This is a genomic window from Zunongwangia endophytica (assembly GCF_030409505.1).
GTDB classification, from domain to species: domain Bacteria; phylum Bacteroidota; class Bacteroidia; order Flavobacteriales; family Flavobacteriaceae; genus Zunongwangia; species Zunongwangia endophytica.
Genome location: NZ_JAUFPZ010000002.1, coordinates 2,740,103 through 2,757,933, shown reverse-complemented (window position 1 = coordinate 2,757,933; position 17,831 = coordinate 2,740,103). Strand labels below are relative to the sequence as shown.

General features: G+C 36.5%; 14 protein-coding genes and 1 tRNA gene. 8 read left to right on the top strand and 7 right to left on the bottom strand.

What is annotated here, in order from left to right; translation table 11 throughout:
- Positions 1–3 precede the first annotated feature (3 nt).
- Positions 4–714, bottom strand: coding sequence for a hypothetical protein (locus QWY91_RS11955; protein ID WP_290235378.1), 711 nt, complete (start codon positions 712–714; stop codon positions 4–6).
- Between the two features lie 212 nt (positions 715–926).
- On the opposite strand from QWY91_RS11955, the gene QWY91_RS11950 reads away from it, so the two are divergent.
- Positions 927–1,487, top strand: coding sequence for a hypothetical protein (locus tag QWY91_RS11950; RefSeq protein ID WP_290235375.1), 561 nt, complete (start codon positions 927–929; stop codon positions 1,485–1,487).
- Here QWY91_RS11950 and truB read toward each other — a convergent pair.
- The 4 genes from truB to QWY91_RS11930 form a co-directional block, all read right to left on the bottom strand.
- Positions 1,484–2,194 (bottom strand): tRNA pseudouridine(55) synthase TruB, encoded by a 711-nt coding sequence (gene truB / locus QWY91_RS11945; protein WP_290235373.1) that lies wholly within the window; start codon positions 2,192–2,194, stop codon positions 1,484–1,486. The two genes, QWY91_RS11950 and truB, sit on opposite strands and share 4 nt — an antisense overlap.
- A 149-nt stretch (positions 2,195–2,343) precedes the next feature.
- Positions 2,344–3,138, bottom strand: coding sequence for an undecaprenyl-diphosphate phosphatase (locus QWY91_RS11940; RefSeq protein ID WP_290235370.1), 795 nt, complete (start codon positions 3,136–3,138; stop codon positions 2,344–2,346).
- 3 nt (positions 3,139–3,141) lie between these two features.
- Positions 3,142–3,396, bottom strand: coding sequence for a DUF3098 domain-containing protein (locus tag QWY91_RS11935; RefSeq protein WP_290235369.1), 255 nt, complete (start codon positions 3,394–3,396; stop codon positions 3,142–3,144).
- 17 nt (positions 3,397–3,413) lie between these two features.
- Entirely contained in the window at positions 3,414–4,292 is an 879-nt protein-coding gene (locus QWY91_RS11930) for a cell division protein FtsX (RefSeq protein ID WP_290235366.1), read from the bottom strand.
- Between the two features lie 178 nt (positions 4,293–4,470).
- Here QWY91_RS11930 and QWY91_RS11925 point away from each other — a divergent pair, with 178 nt between their 5' ends.
- Positions 4,471–5,394, top strand: coding sequence for a ketopantoate reductase family protein (locus QWY91_RS11925; protein WP_290235364.1), 924 nt, complete (start codon positions 4,471–4,473; stop codon positions 5,392–5,394).
- 325 nt (positions 5,395–5,719) lie between these two features.
- The gene (locus QWY91_RS11920) at positions 5,720–8,743 is read left to right on the top strand and encodes a leucine--tRNA ligase (protein WP_290235362.1); all 3,024 of its coding nucleotides are present in this window, start codon (positions 5,720–5,722) and stop codon (positions 8,741–8,743) included.
- Positions 8,744–9,291: 548 nt separating this feature from the next.
- Here QWY91_RS11920 and rimM read toward each other — a convergent pair.
- On the bottom strand, positions 9,292–9,819 hold the full coding sequence (gene rimM / locus QWY91_RS11915) for a ribosome maturation factor RimM (RefSeq protein ID WP_290235359.1): 528 nt from the start codon (positions 9,817–9,819) through the stop codon (positions 9,292–9,294).
- A 14-nt stretch (positions 9,820–9,833) separates the two neighbouring features.
- Positions 9,834–10,382, bottom strand: a complete 549-nt coding sequence (locus tag QWY91_RS11910) for a 30S ribosomal protein S16 (RefSeq protein WP_290235354.1) — start codon at positions 10,380–10,382, stop codon at positions 9,834–9,836.
- A 272-nt stretch (positions 10,383–10,654) separates the two neighbouring features.
- Here QWY91_RS11910 and QWY91_RS11905 point away from each other — a divergent pair, with 272 nt between their 5' ends.
- The 5 genes from QWY91_RS11905 (at position 10,655) to QWY91_RS11885 (ending at position 17,628) form a co-directional block, all read left to right on the top strand.
- A complete protein-coding gene (locus QWY91_RS11905; protein WP_290235352.1) occupies positions 10,655–11,104 on the top strand; it encodes a ferritin-like domain-containing protein in 450 nt (149 codons plus the stop codon).
- A gap of 239 nt (positions 11,105–11,343) precedes the next feature.
- Entirely contained in the window at positions 11,344–15,732 is a 4,389-nt protein-coding gene (gene dnaE, locus QWY91_RS11900) for a DNA polymerase III subunit alpha (RefSeq protein WP_290235350.1), read from the top strand.
- A 213-nt stretch (positions 15,733–15,945) separates the two neighbouring features.
- The gene (trxA, locus tag QWY91_RS11895; protein WP_290235346.1) at positions 15,946–16,263 is read left to right on the top strand and encodes a thioredoxin; all 318 of its coding nucleotides are present in this window, start codon (positions 15,946–15,948) and stop codon (positions 16,261–16,263) included.
- Between the two features lie 275 nt (positions 16,264–16,538).
- Positions 16,539–17,468, top strand: coding sequence for a DUF58 domain-containing protein (locus tag QWY91_RS11890; RefSeq protein ID WP_290235344.1), 930 nt, complete (start codon positions 16,539–16,541; stop codon positions 17,466–17,468).
- 86 nt (positions 17,469–17,554) lie between these two features.
- Positions 17,555–17,628 (top strand) — tRNA-Asp (locus QWY91_RS11885).
- The last annotated feature ends 203 nt before the right edge of the window (positions 17,629–17,831 follow it).

Genomic DNA, 17,831 nt, shown 5'->3' with positions numbered 1-17,831 from the left:
ATTTTAAGGTTTAAATTGATAAGTAATTGTACCTGGTTGATTGTCTCTGCCAGAAAGCTTGCTAAAAACCGCTTCAGAAGCATAAAGCATAGCATTTTCTACAAGACATTTGTTATCTGAAGAAGAACTCGCCTCGTTAAAGGAAGTCGATGTAACTCGGCCAGATTCATTTACTTTTATATTGATCACTATTTTACCGGAAAGACTACACTTATAAATAGGATTGGGAATATTTACTGCCGTTCTTCCTTTAAGATTGAAAGAAATAGAACTATTTTTTAAACTACCAGATTTAGTAGAAGTTTGAGAGGATGCGTTGTTTCCATCAGACTGTTGTTGATTTTTAGTTCCAGATTTTTTGAGATTATAACTACCTGAAGTAGCAGTTTCGCTATTCTCTGAGGTTTCTTGCTGTGAAGCAGTATTTTTCTCAAAAATAGCATTTAGTTCTTTATTGAAATTGGACGATCTGGCTTCCTGATTTTGGTTAAAAGCGCGATGTGTTTGTTGCTTAGTGTTGGCAGGTTGCTCCTCAGGCTTGGCTTCTTCTTTCTCGACTTCTTTTAAAGAGTTTGTATAAGATTCTAAATCAACCAAAAACTCCTGATTCTTTTTAGCGTTACTTCCCAAATGCCAATTGAAAAGCAACAACAGTAGCACCATAAAAAATAATATGGTTACTAGAAGTGCTTTATATTTTTCAATGAATGGCATCAATTTAATTCTTGCAATTTTTTGTGAAGTTAGTGTCTTTCAAACCTATAATCAATAAAAATAATATGGATTTATTATTAACAAATTTACAAATCTGTTTGTGGTTAATACCGCATAATGTATTCCAAAAAATAAAAAAAGATTAGTGACGGAAGAAAAAAAGCGCAACCATTTCAATATTTAAGTATCTTAGTCTCATAAACATCAATCAAATGAGAACTAGATTACTATCGTTATTTATTCTAAGTATGTCACTTTTTGTTTCAGCACAAGAAACGGAAGAAACAATTGATCTTACGAAACAAGAGTTAAAATTAAATTTAGGAATGTCGGTAGCAGGGATTCCAGAAGTAACTTACGAGTATTTTTTAGAAGATAATAGCAGTATAGGATTATCTATCGGAGTTGGCTTAGATGAACCAGAGGATTTGTCGCTACGTTTTATTGCTACGCCTTATTATCGTCTTTTCTTTGGGAAAAAGAAGAATGCTGGTTTTTTTATCGAAGCTAACTCGGCAATAGCTTCTTACCGTGATACATACTATAGCTATGAATATTTTTATGATGATAACGGTAATTATAGTGAAACAAGAGAAAGTGTTTATGATGAAAAAACAACCAATTTTGGTTTAGGGGCTGCAGTTGGTTTTAAGTTGCTAACACGTAACAATTACGTAGGAGAAATTTATGCCGGTGCTGGTAGACTTTTTGGTGATAGCAACGATTTTGAAGTTTATCCTCGTTTAGGAATTAGTATAGGTAAACGCTTTTAAATTTCAGCAGGTAATTTATTTTCGAAATCTTCAAGGTTTAAAGCCTCTTTTACATCGAACTCTCCAATTTTTGTTCTTAGTAATTCAGAAAGATGGGCGCCGCTTTTTAACGATTTTCCGAAATCGTGTGCTAAGCTGCGAATATAAGTTCCTTTGCTGCACACCACTTTAAAATTAATATTGGGGAAATTAGCAGCATCAACTTCGAAATTTTCGATAGTGATTTTTCGGGATGGTATTTCTACTTTCTCGCCTTTACGAGCGTATTCGTAAAGTCGCTTACCGTCTTTTTTCAATGCTGAAAATACCGGTGGATATTGGTCAATTTCACCTATAAAATTTTTAGTGGCTTCGGTAATGTCTTCTTCGGAAATATGATCTATTGGAAAAGTTTCATCAACTTCGGTTTCCAGGTCGTAAGAAGGAGTGGTTGCGCCAAGGCTAAAGATGCCGGTGTATTCTTTTATTTGCCCCTGAAGTTCTGGAATTCGTTTTGTGAATTTCCCGGTACAAATAATTAAAAGGCCGGTAGCTAAAGGATCTAAAGTTCCTGCGTGGCCTACTTTAATCTTTTTGATGTTGCAGCTCTTACGAATCATCCAACGGACTTTATTCACCAACTGAAAAGATGTCCAGTTTAACGGCTTGTCAAAAAGTAGTATTTGTCCTTCTTTAAATTCTTCAGCGGTAATTATGGGATGCTCCATCTTCAATTTATTTTCGGCTTCAAACTTAAATACAAATTTAAAACTAGCGCAGGTAAATTTAGAGTTTTTACAGACTTATCAAGAATTCGGTTACTTCAACTTTATTCAGCATAAATAACTCAGAACACTTCAGAAAAAATAGTCAGATTTTAACCAAAATAACCAAATCCGATTGCCAGAACACCTACAATAAGGCAGTAAATAGAGAAATAAGAAAGTTTACTTTTTCTTACTAAAGAGATCATCCAGGTACAGGCAACAAGACCAGATAAAAATGCTGCAATGAACCCAATGATTAAGTGAGATCCTCCTACAGATTCTTCAGTAATATTACCGTCTAATAAATCTTTAGCGATTTTACCGAATATTAGCGGTACAACCATTAAGAAAGAAAATCGAGCTGCTTTGGTTTTATCGTTTCCTAAAAGTACAGAAGTCGAAATTGTAGAACCGCTTCTTGAAATTCCCGGTAACATGGCAATAGCTTGTGATACACCAATAATAAATGCATTCATAAAACTTACCGGCTTTCCTGTATTTTTTGCTTTATCTGCCAACCATAGTAAAAGAGCCGTAATGATAAGCATGAAGCCAACAAAGACCACACTGCCACCAAAAAGTTCTTCTAAATGTTCTTCAAAGAAGACACCAATTAACGCAGCAGGAATCATAGAAATAATGATCTTGGCTGAAAATTGTGTTTCCTCGTTCCATTTAAATTGAAAAAGGCCTTTAAAAATTTCAAAAATGTCTTTTCTAAAAACTACAATGGTACTTAATGCCGTGGCGAAATGCAGTACAACGGTAAACATCATAGATTCTTCAGGAACACTATTGTCTCCTAAAATTGCTTTTCCTAATTCTAAATGTCCGCTTGAAGAAACAGGTAAAAATTCAGTTAACCCTTGGATAATTCCAAGAATGATGGCATCTAAAGTATCCAAATTTTATTTTTTGTTTGGGTTTAATAAAATAGCATAAACCTGAATTCCAAAACCAATCAAAACGATTGCAGGAGCTAGGCGAATACGTCTAAAATTATATACAGCTTCATTAAACTCGTTAGGATCGTCGCTACCTCCGCCTGCCATCAAAATAAATCCTAAAGCGATTACGGCCAGACCGATAAACATGAATTTGTAATTCTTTTTACCAAATACAAAGTTTTTGTCTTGTTCTTGGGGTTTAGTGTTATTGCTCATGTTTTATAATTTTAGCTTTAATAATAAAGCTCGTCTGTTTGTAAATTCAAAAATCTGGTTGTGGCAAAGAATGTACTTAACCAGGTAATAATAATTCCTGTTAAGAAAACACCGCCAAATAAAGCTAATATTAGTTTTTTATCAGCTAATAAATTGAGTTCTGTAAAACTATTGTTTAGATAATAGATTACTGCAGCCATGCCTATAAGCGCTACTATGGCGCCAATCATTCCTAATTTTACACTATTCCATATAAACGGGCGACGAATAAAACCTTTGGTCGCGCCAACCATTTGCATGGTTTTAATAGTAAACCTTTTGGAATATACAGATAGTCGTATCGAACTGTTGATAAGTAAAACTGCGATAAAAGTGAATAGAGCACTTACTACAAGAACCCAAAAACTAATCTTTTTTAGATTATTATTTAATAGAGAAATCAAGGGTTTGTCGTAAGAAACCTCGTCTACCAAAGTGTTTTCTGAAAGCTGAGCGGCAATTTCCTCTACTTTTTCAGAAGAAACAAAATCGGCATTCATGTAAACATCAATAGAATTCTGCAATGGATTATAATCCAGAAATTCCATAAAATCTTCACCAATAGCTTCTTTAGTTTGCTTGGCAGCTTCTTCTTTCGACACAAATGTGACCGATCTGGTGTAAGAAGCAGTATCTAAGCTTTTCGTAAGCTTTTGCATGGCATCTTCTTTCGCATCGTCGTTAAAATAGACCGTTAATGCGATTTGTTCTTTAAAGTGGTCGGCTACTTTTTTGGTATTTAGCACCAATAAACCAAGCATCCCCAATAGAAATAGTACCAGCGCGATACTAAGTACTACTGAAAAGTAAGATGAAATTAACCGACGCTTTTGATATCTTTCAAAAGATGTGCTCATATACAGCTACCAATTTTTTGTAAAAATAATAAAGTAAATGGTTTCCTAACTTTCTTAACGTGCAAACTTTACTAATTATTCTTAGAAGTTTAAATTTGAAGAAATAAGCATAAATTATCCGTAAAGGGATTACAATTTTGGCTAAAAATTAATGAAATTCAGAATAAAAATTAAAACTATGAAAATTCTAATTTATGGCACTGGTGGCGTTGGTGGTTATTTTGGAGGGCGTTTAGCGCAAGCAGGACAAGATGTAAGCTTTATTGCCAGAAATGAACATTTAAAAGCGATAAAAGAAAACGGACTTACCGTAAAAAGTGTCAACGGTGATTTTTTAGTGAAAGATGTAAAAGCTACAGATAAGCTTAGTGAAATAGAGACACCAGATTTGGTAATTCTGGGTCTAAAATCCTGGCAGATTACCGATGCAGCTAGCAAATTAAAATCGATTATTTCTGAAAATACCATGGTGTTGCCCTTGCAAAATGGTGCTGATAATATGGAAAAACTTCAGGGAATATTACCTAAACAGAATGTTTTAGCCGGATTTTGTAAAATTTATAGTAAAAAAGAAGCGCCGGGAGTAATCAATCATTTTCAGTTTGATCCTGAACTTATTTTTGGTGAGTTGGATAATGAAAAGTCAGAGCGCGTTTTAAAATTGAAGCAAGTTTTTAACAATTCTGGTTTTAAAGCGATTGTTCCGGGAGATATATTTAGAGAAGTGTGGCGAAAGTTTGCTTTTATTGCTACCGTTAGCGGATTAGGAGGATTAACTCGTGTAAGTATTGGTAAAATGTGGCAAGACGATTACTTACAAGATATTTTGAAGAAAACCGGTCTTGAAATCCAAGCCATCGCACAAGCAAAAGGGATTAATTTTGATGATGAAGATGTAGAACAGCTATTTCAATTTATCGGAAAGCAGGGACTCACAGCAACAGCTTCAACGCAACGAGATATTATGGCGGGACGTCCTTCTGAATTAGAAAACTTTAATGGATATATCGTAAAGCAAGGCAAAAAATTGGGAATTGAAACTCCCGTAAACGAATTTATTTATCGCGCATTACTGCCGATGGAAAAAGAAGCGAGAAATTAGACCGCTTCGCTTTTAGAGGTTAGAGAATAGATAATAGAAGTTAGATTAAAAATGTTGAATTTCGATTGTTGAATTTAATTTCTTCATTAGCGTCATGCTGAACTTGATTAGAATCTCATTAAGATTCTCTAATTATTAAACATTAAATGCTGTAAACCGTCAGCCGTAAACTTTCAACTATCCATCAAACCTATTTCCAATCTTAATTATTTCCAACCATTTTAAAATTGTAAATTTGCGGGCATTGTTAATTATTGATGATCACGGAATTCAGTAAAATTCCGACTAAAATAAAGTCCGTTAGGACCTTCAGAAATAGATAGAAATGAACTACAACTTCAACGAAATTGAAGCCAAATGGCAAAAGCACTGGGCAGAAAACCAGACTTTTAAAGCATCTAATACTTCAGATAAGCCAAAATATTACGTACTCGATATGTTTCCTTATCCTTCGGGAGCGGGATTGCATGTTGGGCATCCATTAGGATATATTGCTAGTGATATTTATGCACGTTACAAACGTCACAAAGGTTTTAATGTTTTGCATCCACAAGGTTACGATAGTTTTGGGCTTCCGGCGGAACAATATGCTATACAAACCGGCCAGCACCCTGCAATTACTACTAAAAATAACATTGCAAGATATCGTGAGCAATTAGATAAAATTGGATTTAGTTTCGATTGGAGTAGAGAAGTACGTACTAGTAATCCTGATTATTACAAATGGACGCAGTGGATTTTTAGCGAGCTTTTCGAATCTTGGTACGATGTTGAAGTTGATAAATCTCGTCCTATTTCAGAACTTTCTACAATTTTTGCTGCGGAAGGAAATACAAGAATAAAAGCAGCTTGTGATGATAATATCGAGGCTTTTTCAGCAGAAGAATGGAATAATTTTTCTTCCGAAGAAAAACAACAGGTTTTATTAAAATATAGACTTACTTATTTAGCTGAAACTGAAGTAAACTGGTGCCCGCAATTGGGTACAGTTTTAGCAAACGACGAGATTGTAAACGGAGTTTCAGAACGTGGCGGTTATCCGGTTGTTCGTAAAAAAATGACCCAATGGAGTATGCGAATCTCTGCATTTGCAGAACGTTTACTCAAAGGCTTGGAAGAGCTGGATTGGACTGACAGTTTAAAAGAAAGTCAGCGTAACTGGATCGGGAAATCCGTTGGAGCACATGTAGATTTTAAAATTCAGGGAACCGAGCATCAAGTTGGTGTTTTTACTACTCGTCCAGATACAATTTTTGGAGTTACGTTTATGACCTTAGCTCCAGAGCACGATTTAGTAAAAGAAATAACTACTGAGGCTCAGCGAGAAGAAGTAGAAGCATACATCGAAGCAAGTGCAAAGCGTAGTGAGCGTGAGCGAATGGCCGATGTAAAAACAATAACCGGTGCTTTTACGGGAGCTTATGCAGAACATCCGTTTACTAAAGAGCCAATCCCGGTTTGGATTGGGGATTATGTATTAGCGGGTTACGGAACCGGAGCTGTAATGGCAGTACCATGCGGAGATCAACGTGATTACGATTTTGCTAAGCATTTCGAAATTCCGATAAAGAATATTTTCGAAAATGCCGATATTTCTGAAGAAGCCCATAGCGGTAAAGAAGGAACGGTAATTTCAAATTCCGATTTCTTAAGCGGATTAAAATATAAAGAAGCGCTACAAAAAGCGATTCTTAAATTAGAAGAATTAGATTGCGGTTATGGTAAAACAAATTACCGATTAAGAGATGCAGTATTTTCTCGCCAGCGTTATTGGGGAGAGCCATTTCCGGTTTATTATGTAAATGGTTTGCCGCAAATAATCGATATAGAACATTTACCATTACATCTTCCAGAAGTAGAAAAGTATTTACCGACCGAAACCGGTGAGCCACCATTAGGAAACGCTACAGATTGGGCTTGGGATACTACCGCGAATCAAGTAGTAAGCAACGATAAGATCGATGATAAAACGGTATTTCCATTAGAGCTCAACACGATGCCGGGTTGGGCTGGAAGTAGCTGGTATTTATTCCGTTATATGGATGCCGCTAATGATGAGGTTTTTGCTTCGGAAGCAGCTTTAGATTACTGGGAAAATGTAGATTTATATATCGGCGGAAGCGAGCATGCAACCGGCCATTTATTATATTCTAGATTCTGGACCAAATTCTTAAAAGATCGCGGACATTTAAAAGTGGAAGAACCTTTTAAAAAGCTGATCAATCAGGGAATGATTTTGGGGACGAGTGCTTTTACCTATAGAATCAATTCAGGTTACTATTATGGAGCTAGTGAAAATTTAACTTCAGAAGAATTAAAAGAAAAAGATAGAAATTTTGATAGTTTATTCGATGAAGTTTTTGACGGTCGTTTAGTTTCATGGAAGTTATTGGAAGATAAGAACTCTGAATCTGTAATTACTGGTATCAAGTTTAAATTGACTGATGTTTTTGAAGCTGATCTAATTAAGGAATTTTTTGAGACTTCAGGTTTTGATGTTGAGCAAATATACTTTTCATTAAATAAAATAGTGGTTCCAATCGATTTTATAAATCTAAGTAATGAAATTGAAGATGAAGTCTCTCTGGCCGATTGGTATGATATGGATATTGATCCAAGTGAACTGTTTAGAAGCGAAGGTAAATTGATAGTTTCTCGAGAGGTTGAAAAGATGTCGAAGTCCAAATATAATGTGGTAAATCCAGATGATATTTGTGAAGATTATGGAGCAGATACTTTACGTATGTACGAAATGTTCTTAGGGCCAATCGATCAGGCAAAACCTTGGAATACTGCCGGAATTACAGGAGTGCATAACTTCTTAAAAAAACTTTGGAAATTATACTTCAAAAACGACCAATTTGAAGTTTCAGAGGAAAAAGCCTCAGCAGATTCTCTAAAAACGTTACATAAAACCATTAAAAAAGTAACCGAAGATATCGAGAATTTCAGTTTTAATACTTCGGTTTCTACATTTATGATTTGCGTGAATGAATTAAATGCCCAAAAGTGCAATAGCCGTGAAATATTAGAACCTTTAGCAGTTTTAATAGCGCCTTATGCGCCACATATTGCTGAAGAACTTTGGAGTAAACTTGGATATTCAGAATCTATTGTAACGGCTAAATACCCCGAATTCGAAGAGAAATTTTTAGTAGAAAGTACTAAAAATTATCCAATTTCATTCAACGGAAAAATGCGTTTTACCATGGAATTACCAATGGATATGAGTAAAGATGAGATTGAGAAAACGGTAATGGAAGACGAACGAACTCAAAAACAATTAGACGGAAGAACTCCTAAAAAGGTAATCGTAGTTCCAGGTAAGATTGTAAATATTGTAGGGTAGTTTTTGGCTTATAGCTATTAGCGCTAAGCTCTCAGCTAATTTTTAAAATAATACATTAAACCTCACAGGTTTTAAAACCTGTGAGGTTTTTATTTTTAGCCCAATGACGAATAGAATCGCTTCAGACCCGCAATAACTTCAGTTAAATTAATTCAGTTATGAATATCAGGAATGAATCATAATAAGCTGTCGTCACCCTGAACTTGATTCAGGGTCTCAGCCACAAGTTCATGTTTTTCAATACCGTAGGAGATTCCGGATCAAGTCCGGAATGACGAAAATAAATAACTATCACAGATTACGGATAATCAAATTCAGATTATTGTGTTGAAATTAATTTTGCGTAGTTTTTAAACTCTCATATTTATCTCTTCGAGTAACTTATAATAGTCCTTTAATCGGCAGTAGCAGGTGGCGTAAACAATTATCAATAAGTTATGAATTATAAACAGAAAAGAATTCAGCGGAAACAATTCAAAATTCCATCTTAGTTCTTGAATCCTGATTCTTTTATCTTTTTCTATATTCTCTGGCCTATTCTCTAGCTTCTAGCCTAAATACAGGTCAATAAGTCCTTCAGGAGTGGTGAGGTGGATGGTTTGCTTCGGCTTGTCGATTTTTTCGATAAATTCATCATTCATCGGTATCAGAATTTCTTTACCGTCTTTTTTAATTTCGAATAAAGCCTGAGCGGTGCTGTCGTTTATTGAAGTGATTATACCAATATCGCCATGTTCGGCATCAATAACCTTAAAACCTATAATTTCGTGATAATAGAACTGATCTTCGTCCAGTTCAGGAAGGAAAGTAAGTGGAAGATAAAGTTCGCAGCCAATCATGTCGTCTGCATCATCTTCAGTGGCGATATCTTCGATCTTAGCACGTAGGAGTGTGCTTTTGTGTAAGGAACTTTTTTCAATAAAAAATGGAACCAGATTATCGTTGTATTCAACGAAAACTGATTCCATTTCTGTGTACAATTCGGGTTCGTCTGTATCTAATTTGATAAGGAGTTCCCCTTTAAAGCTATATTTACTAACGATTTTACCTAAGTAGAAACATTCTTCTTTAGTCATCGTCAGCTAGTAAATTAACCTTGTTTTTCTTCAGTCTTAGCTTCTTCACCTGTAGCTTCGTCAACTTCTTTGTTAACATCAGCTTCTGGCTCGCCTTCTTCTGTAACTGCAGCAGCTTCAGCAGCGGCAGCTTCACGCTTAGCATTTACTTCTTTCTCAGCAGCTAAAGCTTTATCTCTAGCTTCTTGTTCTGCTTTCGTAAGATTTTCTTTCTTGTCGTTGATTTTGCTTTCTTTTTCATCTAACCAAGCCTGGAATTTCTTCTCAGCTTCTTCTTCAGTTAAAGCGCCTTTTCTAACACCACCAGCAAGGTGATTTTTAAGCAATGCACCTTTGTAAGAAAGGATAGCACGAGCAGTATCAGTTGGCTGTGCTCCATTTTGCAACCATTTTACAGCACCGTCAACATCTAATTCGATTGTTGCAGGATTCGTATTTGGATTATAAATTCCTACTTTGTCTAAGAATTTACCATCTCTTTTTGAACGAGCGTCAGCCGCTACGATCCAGTAAAAAGGTTTTCCTTTTTTACCGTGTCTTTGTAATCTTATTTTTACAGGCATAAAAATTAATTTATGGGGTTCCCGACCCCTATTATTAATAAGGCTGCAAAGATACTACATTTTTCTAATATACAAGACCTTGGCAATAAAATATTGTAACGCTTCTAGAATGATAATGAACTCATATCAATACTAAATAAAAGACAATAAAAATCAGTAAAATCCTGCACTCTTGTTAAAAGCAGTTAATTAGTGCTAAACCCTGTTAAATAGGTTGTTGCGGCGGTATTTGCGTTGTAGATTTACTTCACAAAACAATAAAAAAAAAGATTATGAAATATTCAGAAGAAGTATCAGAAAAGCTAAATGATCTGTTGGAAAAAAATTATGACGCTGAAAAGGGTTACAAGTTTGCAGCGGAAAATATAAAGAACGATAAACTAAAATCTTTTTTCACTGAAAGAGCACAGGAAAGATATGATTTTGGACACGAATTAAAGTCTGAAATTAGAAATTATGGCGAAGTGCCAGATAAGGGTTCTAGTTTAGCCGGTGATGCTCACCGCACATGGATGAATCTAAAAACAGCACTTTCTGGAAATAAAGAAGAAGCAGTTTTAGAGGAAGCTATTAGAGGAGAAGAAGTAGCTGTTGAAGAATACCAAAAGATCTTAGACGATACCAATGTGCCGGCATCTACTCAAAACATTTTGTTGAAACAGAAAAATTCAATTTTGGCTTCATTAAAAGAAGTAAAGTCTCTTGAGTATAAATTTGACTAGAAGAAATAAAATAAAGTTATGATGCGAATAGATGTTTGATTGAAGTAGTAGTAGTTTTAATGTTCGTATCGAGCCTCACGGAAAAGGAGTTTTACTTCAATTACCGTGAGGCTTTTTTAATGGTTAATAATTGTTGAAAAACACACTTTTTCTCAACTGAAATTATGCTTAGTTTTGCAAGATAAGATGTTGCTGAATTACCCTTTTTCTTCATACAGGGTATAAATAACTAAGAGCCAATGTATTTAATTTTTGATACCGAAACTACCGGATTACCAAAGCGTTGGGACGCGCCTTTAACGGATTCTGATAACTGGCCAAGATGTATACAGATCGCGTGGCAGTTACATGACGAGATGGGAAGGCTTATAGAACATCAGGATTATCTGGTGCACCCAGAAGGTTTTGATATTCCTTATGATGCTGAAAGGATACACGGTATTTCTACAGATTTGGCAAAAGAAGAAGGAATTTCACTACAGGAAATGTTAGCGAAATTCAACGAGGCTTTAGCGAAAACTAAATTTATTGTAGGTCAAAATCTTGGTTTCGATGTTAATATTATGGGAGCCGAGTTACATCGTGCCGGCATGGATAGCCAGTTACTGGAGCTTCCGGTTTTAGATACCTGTACAGAAACTACGGCAGAGATGTGTAGGATTCCCGGTGGGCGTGGAGGTAAATTTAAATTACCAACACTTACCGAATTACACGAATATCTTTTTGAAGAACCTTTTGGGGAAGCGCACAACGCAACGGCCGATGTTGAAGCAACAACGCGTTGTTTCTTAGAATTGGTTAGAAAAAGAACGTATTCTGCGGAAAAACTTAATGCTTCTCCCGGTTATTTTGAAGATTACATCGAGGCGAATCCCGAGCCGTTTCAGCCCATTGGTTTAAAGCATATTAATCTTAAGAAAGCTTCCGAAGCAATTAGAAAAAGGCTGGAGAAATTACAGCCAACCGATGAGATTACTACGGAAGAAATCGAGGAGAATCTAGAGAAATTAGATGAGGTTCCTTTTGCGCATCTTCATAATCATTCACAGTTCTCGGTATTACAGTCGACTATTAGTATTCCCGATCTTGTAAATGCAGCAGGCGAAGAAAATATGCCGGCAGTAGCGCTTACCGATCATGCGAATATGATGGGCGCTTTCCATTTTGTAAAAGAAGTGGGGAATTTTAATAAAAGTGTAAAGGCGAAGAATGAAGAAGCGATTGCTAACGGTGAGCCTGCTGAAGCTAAAGAATTAAAAGCGATTATTGGCTGTGAGTTTTTTGTTTGTGAAAATCACACCGATAAATCGAGAAAAGATAATGGCTACCAGGTGGTAATGTTAGCCAAGAATAAAAAAGGATACCACAATCTGGCAAAAATGTCTTCCAGAGCGTATACCGATGGATTTTATTACGTGCCGCGTATCGATAAGGAATTCATCAAACAGTATAAAGAAGACATTATCGTGCTTACGGGTAACCTCTATGGTGAGGTGCCAAGTAAAATCCTGAATGTTGGTGAAAAGCAAGCCGAGGAAGCTTTGCTTTGGTGGAAACAGGAATTTGGCGATGATCTTTATATCGAGATGATGCGTCACGATCAGGAAGACGAAAATCGTGTGAATCAGGTTTTGGTAGAATTTTCCAAAAAACACGATATAAAATTAATTGCAACCAATAATACCTATTATTGGAATAAAGGTGATGCCAATGCGCACGACATTTTACTTTGTGTAAAAGATGGCGAAAAGCAGGCTACTCCAATTGGTCGTGGTCGTGGTTATCGTTATGGTTTGCCAAATCAAGAGTATTATTTTAAAACTGCTGAAGAGATGAAAAATCTCTTTAAAGACCTACCTGAAGCAATTTCTAATATTAAAGAGATTGTCGATAAAATTGAACCTTTTGAGCTGGCTCGTGATGTATTACTTCCAGCCTTTACTATTCCGGATGAATTTTTAGTGGAAGAAGATAAAGTTGATGGCGGTAAAAGAGGAGAAAATGCCTATTTAAAACATATCACCTTTAAAGGAGCTGAAGGTCGTTACGGTGATATTACTCCGGATATTAAAGAGCGACTGGATTTTGAACTTTCTGTAATTGAAAATACAGGTTATCCAGGGTATTTCTTGATTGTAGAAGATTTTATACGCGAAGCCCGAAATTTGGATGTTTCGGTGGGGCCGGGGCGTGGATCTGCTGCCGGTAGTGCGGTGGCTTATTGTTTAGGAATTACCAATATCGATCCTATTAAGTACGATCTGCTTTTTGAGCGTTTCTTAAATCCCGATCGTGTGAGTATGCCCGATATTGATATCGATTTTGATGATGAAGGGCGTAGCCGGGTTATGGATTATGTAATCGGGAAGTATGGCGCCAATCAGGTAGCGCAGATTATTACCTATGGTACCATGGCTGCAAAGTCATCGATTCGAGATACCGCAAGGGTTTTGGATCTACCGCTTAATGATGCAGATAGAATTGCAAAACTGATACCCAATACAAAACTTGGGAAGCTTTTCGCAATGGATGAAAAGACGATCAAGTCTAAGTTCCGAAGTGAAGAAATTGATAGTATAAACGAGCTGCTTAATATTTCTGAAGGAGACGATCTTGAAGCACAAACGGTAAATCAGGCGCGAGTTTTAGAAGGATCGGTTAGAAATACCGGAATCCATGCTTGTGGGGTAATTATTACGCCTAGTGATATTACCGATCACGTTCCGGTTTCGTTAGCGAAGGATTCCGATTTATATGTCACGCAGTTCGATAACTCGGTTGTAGAAGATGCGGGTCTACTAAAAATGGACTTCTTGGGGTTAAAAACCTTAACCCTGATTAAGGATACGATTAAGATTGTAAAAGGAAGACATGGTATTGATCTGGTTCCCGATGAATTTCCTCTGGATGATGAAGAAACTTATAAACTCTTCCAGCGTGGAGAAACCGTAGGGATATTCCAGTATGAATCTCCCGGAATGCAGAAACACATGCAGGCCTTAAAACCAACGGTTTTTGACGATTTAATTGCGATGAACGCCTTGTATCGTCCAGGACCAATGGAGTATATTCCAAGTTTTATTGCCAGGAAACATGGGGACGAAGAGATTAGCTACGATCTTCCCGATATGGAAGAATATCTAAAGGAAACTTATGGTATAACAGTTTACCAGGAGCAGGTGATGTTGCTTTCGCAAAAGCTTGCTGGTTTCTCTAAAGGTGAAGCCGATATGCTGCGTAAAGCAATGGGTAAGAAGTTGGTCGCTCTTTTGGCTCAATTAAAGCCCAAGTTTATTGGCGGCGGCGAAGCAAAAGGACACCCTAGTGAGGTTTTAGAGAAAATTTGGAAAGACTGGGAAGCCTTTGCTTCTTACGCTTTTAACAAATCTCACTCTACTTGTTATGCCTGGATTGCATATCAAACAGCCTATTTAAAAGCCCATTATCCTGCGGAATATATGGCTGCGGTATTGTCTAATAACATGAACGATATTAAGCAGGTAACCTTCTTTATGGAAGAATGTAAGCGGATGAAGCTTAATGTACTTGGGCCAGATGTGAACGAATCGTATTATAAATTTTCGGTAAATAAAGATTATGCGGTACGTTTTGGAATGGGAGCGATAAAAGGAGTTGGTGCCGGTGCAGTGGCGACTATCGTTGAAAACCGTAAAGATGAAAATGGGCATTATCGATCTATTTTTGATATGGCGAAACGTATCGATCTGCGAGCAGCCAATAAAAAAGCATTTGAGAATTTAGCGCTAGCAGGTGGATTTGATTGTTTTAAAGAAACGCATCGTGCGCAGTATTTTCATGATGAGGGCGATGGCATGAGCTTCCTGGAAAAAGTAGTGAAATTTGCCGCTAAATTTCAGGAAAATGAGAATTCCTCTCAGGTGAGTTTATTTGGCGAAGCCAGTGAAGTGCAGATTCCGGAACCAAGTGTACCACCTTGTGAAGAATGGGGAACCATGGAAAAACTTCGTCGAGAGAAGGAAGTGGTCGGGATTTATATTTCGGGACATCCATTGGATGATTTTAAAAAGGAAATTCAGTATTTCTGTAATGGGAGTTTGGCCGATTTTAGAGAGTTAGAAAAAGTGGTGAATCGCGAAATTTCTTTTGGCGGTGTAATTAGTGATGTACAGCATAGAACTTCTAAAATGGGTAAAGGCTGGGCGATGTTTACCGTAGAAGATTATACCGAATCTTACGAATTTAGAATGTTTGGTGAAGAATACCTTAAAAACAGGCACTTCCTGGTTCCGAATTCGTTTGTGCATATAAAAGCTTTTATTAAAGAAGGCTGGACAAATAAGGATACCGGGAAAAAGGGAGAGCCTAGAATTCAGTTTAATACTTTTCAGTTATTACATGATATTATGGATTCGTACGCTAAAAAGCTTACGATTCAGTTAGATATTAATGATCTTAAAGAAGAGAAAATCGATGTTTTAAAAGACATTTTTAGAAGCTACCGCGGTGACCATAAACTGAATTTTGTAGTATATGAAATGAAAGAGCAATTGAAATTACACATGCCGAGTAAACGCCAGAAAATAAAGATCTGTCCTGAGTTATTGGACACTTTGGAAGCTGAGCAGGTGGTATATAAGCTGAATTAATGCTGAGGTTTGATGATTTCGGGCAGGGATTGAAGCAAGCTACCGTGTAGCGCGGAAAGCCCGGTCTTTCCTGAAGATGTAATCTGAAGGAAAGAGCCCGCCAGATAGCTATTACCAATCTGCTTATAAGCAAATCTAATATTTGGAATGTAAGGTTTCCGAAAATATTTGACTACTTTTACGTATTGATAATTTACAAGAAAAATAAAGATTATGGCTATTGAAATAACAGATGCAAATTTTGAAGAAACAGTATTAAAAAGTGATAAACCAGTAATGGTAGACTTTTGGGCAGCTTGGTGTGGACCTTGTAGAATGGTAGGACCGGTAATCGAAGAGCTTAGCGGAGAATACGAAGGTAAAGCAGTAGTTGGAAAACTAGATGTTGATGCTAACCAGGAATTTGCTGCAAAATACGGAGTTAGAAATATCCCAACGGTACTTATTTTCCAAAACGGAGAAGTTGTAGGTCGCCAAGTAGGTGTTGCTCCTAAAGATACTTATGCTGGTGCTTTGAACGAGCTTTTATAATCAGAACGAATTTTATAGAATATAAGAAAGAGCCCGGTTTTTACCGGGCTTTTTTGTTTTTAAATCTGCGATTTAGATCGCTTCACTTTTAGGGGTTAGAAAATAGACTGGATAAAAGAGAATCAAGATTGAATAATTTCAGCATTAATTCTTGAGTCCATGAATAACATCTAGTGTTGCTGCAAACTGCAAACCGTAATGATAGCTGAAGGCTGTAAACTGACTGACTTTCTATCAACTTGTTTTCGTATATTCCAGCAACAAATATTTCAATTTTGAAATTACAGGAACAGGTATATCAAACAGAAGGATTTTTAAATCTTGAAATTTTAGCTCGCCAAATTGTAGAAGGCTATATTTCGGGGATGCATAAGAGTCCGTTTCACGGTTTTTCTGCGGAATTTGCGGAACATAAAATCTACAATCAGGGAGAAAGTACCAAGCATATCGACTGGAAGTTATACGCCAAGACCGATAAGCTTTATACGAAGCGCTACGAAGAAGAAACTAATTTGCGCTGTCATCTCATCATCGATAATTCGGCTTCGATGCATTACCCCGCTATTAAAAAAAAAAGTGTTTCCAAATTAAATAAAATCGGTTTTTCTGCTTTGGCGTCGGCTTGTATCATGAATATGCTGAAGCGCCAGCGTGATGCTGTTGGTTTAAGTGTTTATAGTAATGAGTTTGAATTTTATGCTCCCGAGCGCGCAGGAGAGCGGCATCATCATTTATTACTTAATAAGCTTGACGAAGCATTAGCTTCTCAGGCTTCAAAACGGAGCACTCAAACCTATACTTATCTTCACCAAATCGCAGAAAAATTAAAAAGAAGATCGCTGGTCTTTCTTTTTACTGATATGTTTCAAAGTGATAAAGAGGAGGCAGAACTTTTTGAAGCCTTAAGACATTTGAAATATAATAAGCATGAGGTAGTATTATTTCATGTTCTGGACACTAAAAAAGAATTGGGTTTTGATTTCGAAAATACACCAAAGCGATTTTTTGATGTCGAGACCGGTGATGAAATCGATCTGTATTCAGAAAACATCCAGGAAAATTATAAAAATTCAATTGAAAGTTATTTTAAAAATCTTGAATTGGAATGCGCGAAGTATAGGATTAGTTACGTTCCGGTAGATATCAATAAAAATTTCAATAAAATTTTACAAACGTATTTTATTGAAAGACAAAAGCTTGCATAGCGGCCGAAAAAAAGATTGAAAAAAACTCAAAAAAAAGTTTGTGGAAGTGAAAAACAGCTGTATATTTGCACTCGCAATAACGCAACGGTCTGGTAGTTCAGTTGGTTAGAATGCCTGCCTGTCACGCAGGAGGTCGCGAGTTCGAGTCTCGTCCAGACCGCAAGATTGCAAAAAGCCTTTCATTTCTGAAAGGCTTTTTTTATTGTTACTATTCAATTTTGCCGAAAATACCGCTAAGTGTTTGGTAGTGAATTCGACGCATATTATTTAGACCTTTTTATATGCACCTCGAAAATCCTAATGCACTGTTAATAAATATCTTGCGGCTACCTATTACAATAATGAAATACATCCGGGATTTGT

Bases quoted from the DNA above. Each gene is read 5' to 3' on its own strand.
- truB (WP_290235373.1), bottom strand. From the start codon at position 2,194: ATGGAGCATCCCATAATTACCGCTGAAGAATTTAAAGAAGGACAAATA.
- QWY91_RS11950 (WP_290235375.1), top strand. From the start codon at position 927: ATGAGAACTAGATTACTATCGTTATTTATTCTAAGTATGTCACTTTTT.
- QWY91_RS11930 (WP_290235366.1), bottom strand. From the start codon at position 4,292: ATGAGCACATCTTTTGAAAGATATCAAAAGCGTCGGTTAATTTCATCT.
- QWY91_RS11925 (WP_290235364.1), top strand. From the start codon at position 4,471: ATGAAAATTCTAATTTATGGCACTGGTGGCGTTGGTGGTTATTTTGGA.
- QWY91_RS11935 (WP_290235369.1), bottom strand. From the start codon at position 3,396: ATGAGCAATAACACTAAACCCCAAGAACAAGACAAAAACTTTGTATTT.
- QWY91_RS11920 (WP_290235362.1), top strand. From the start codon at position 5,720: ATGAACTACAACTTCAACGAAATTGAAGCCAAATGGCAAAAGCACTGG.
- QWY91_RS11955 (WP_290235378.1), bottom strand. From the start codon at position 714: ATGCCATTCATTGAAAAATATAAAGCACTTCTAGTAACCATATTATTT.
- rimM (WP_290235359.1), bottom strand. From the start codon at position 9,819: ATGACTAAAGAAGAATGTTTCTACTTAGGTAAAATCGTTAGTAAATAT.
- QWY91_RS11905 (WP_290235352.1), top strand. From the start codon at position 10,655: ATGAAATATTCAGAAGAAGTATCAGAAAAGCTAAATGATCTGTTGGAA.
- QWY91_RS11910 (WP_290235354.1), bottom strand. From the start codon at position 10,382: ATGCCTGTAAAAATAAGATTACAAAGACACGGTAAAAAAGGAAAACCT.
- trxA (WP_290235346.1), top strand. From the start codon at position 15,946: ATGGCTATTGAAATAACAGATGCAAATTTTGAAGAAACAGTATTAAAA.
- dnaE (WP_290235350.1), top strand. From the start codon at position 11,344: ATGTATTTAATTTTTGATACCGAAACTACCGGATTACCAAAGCGTTGG.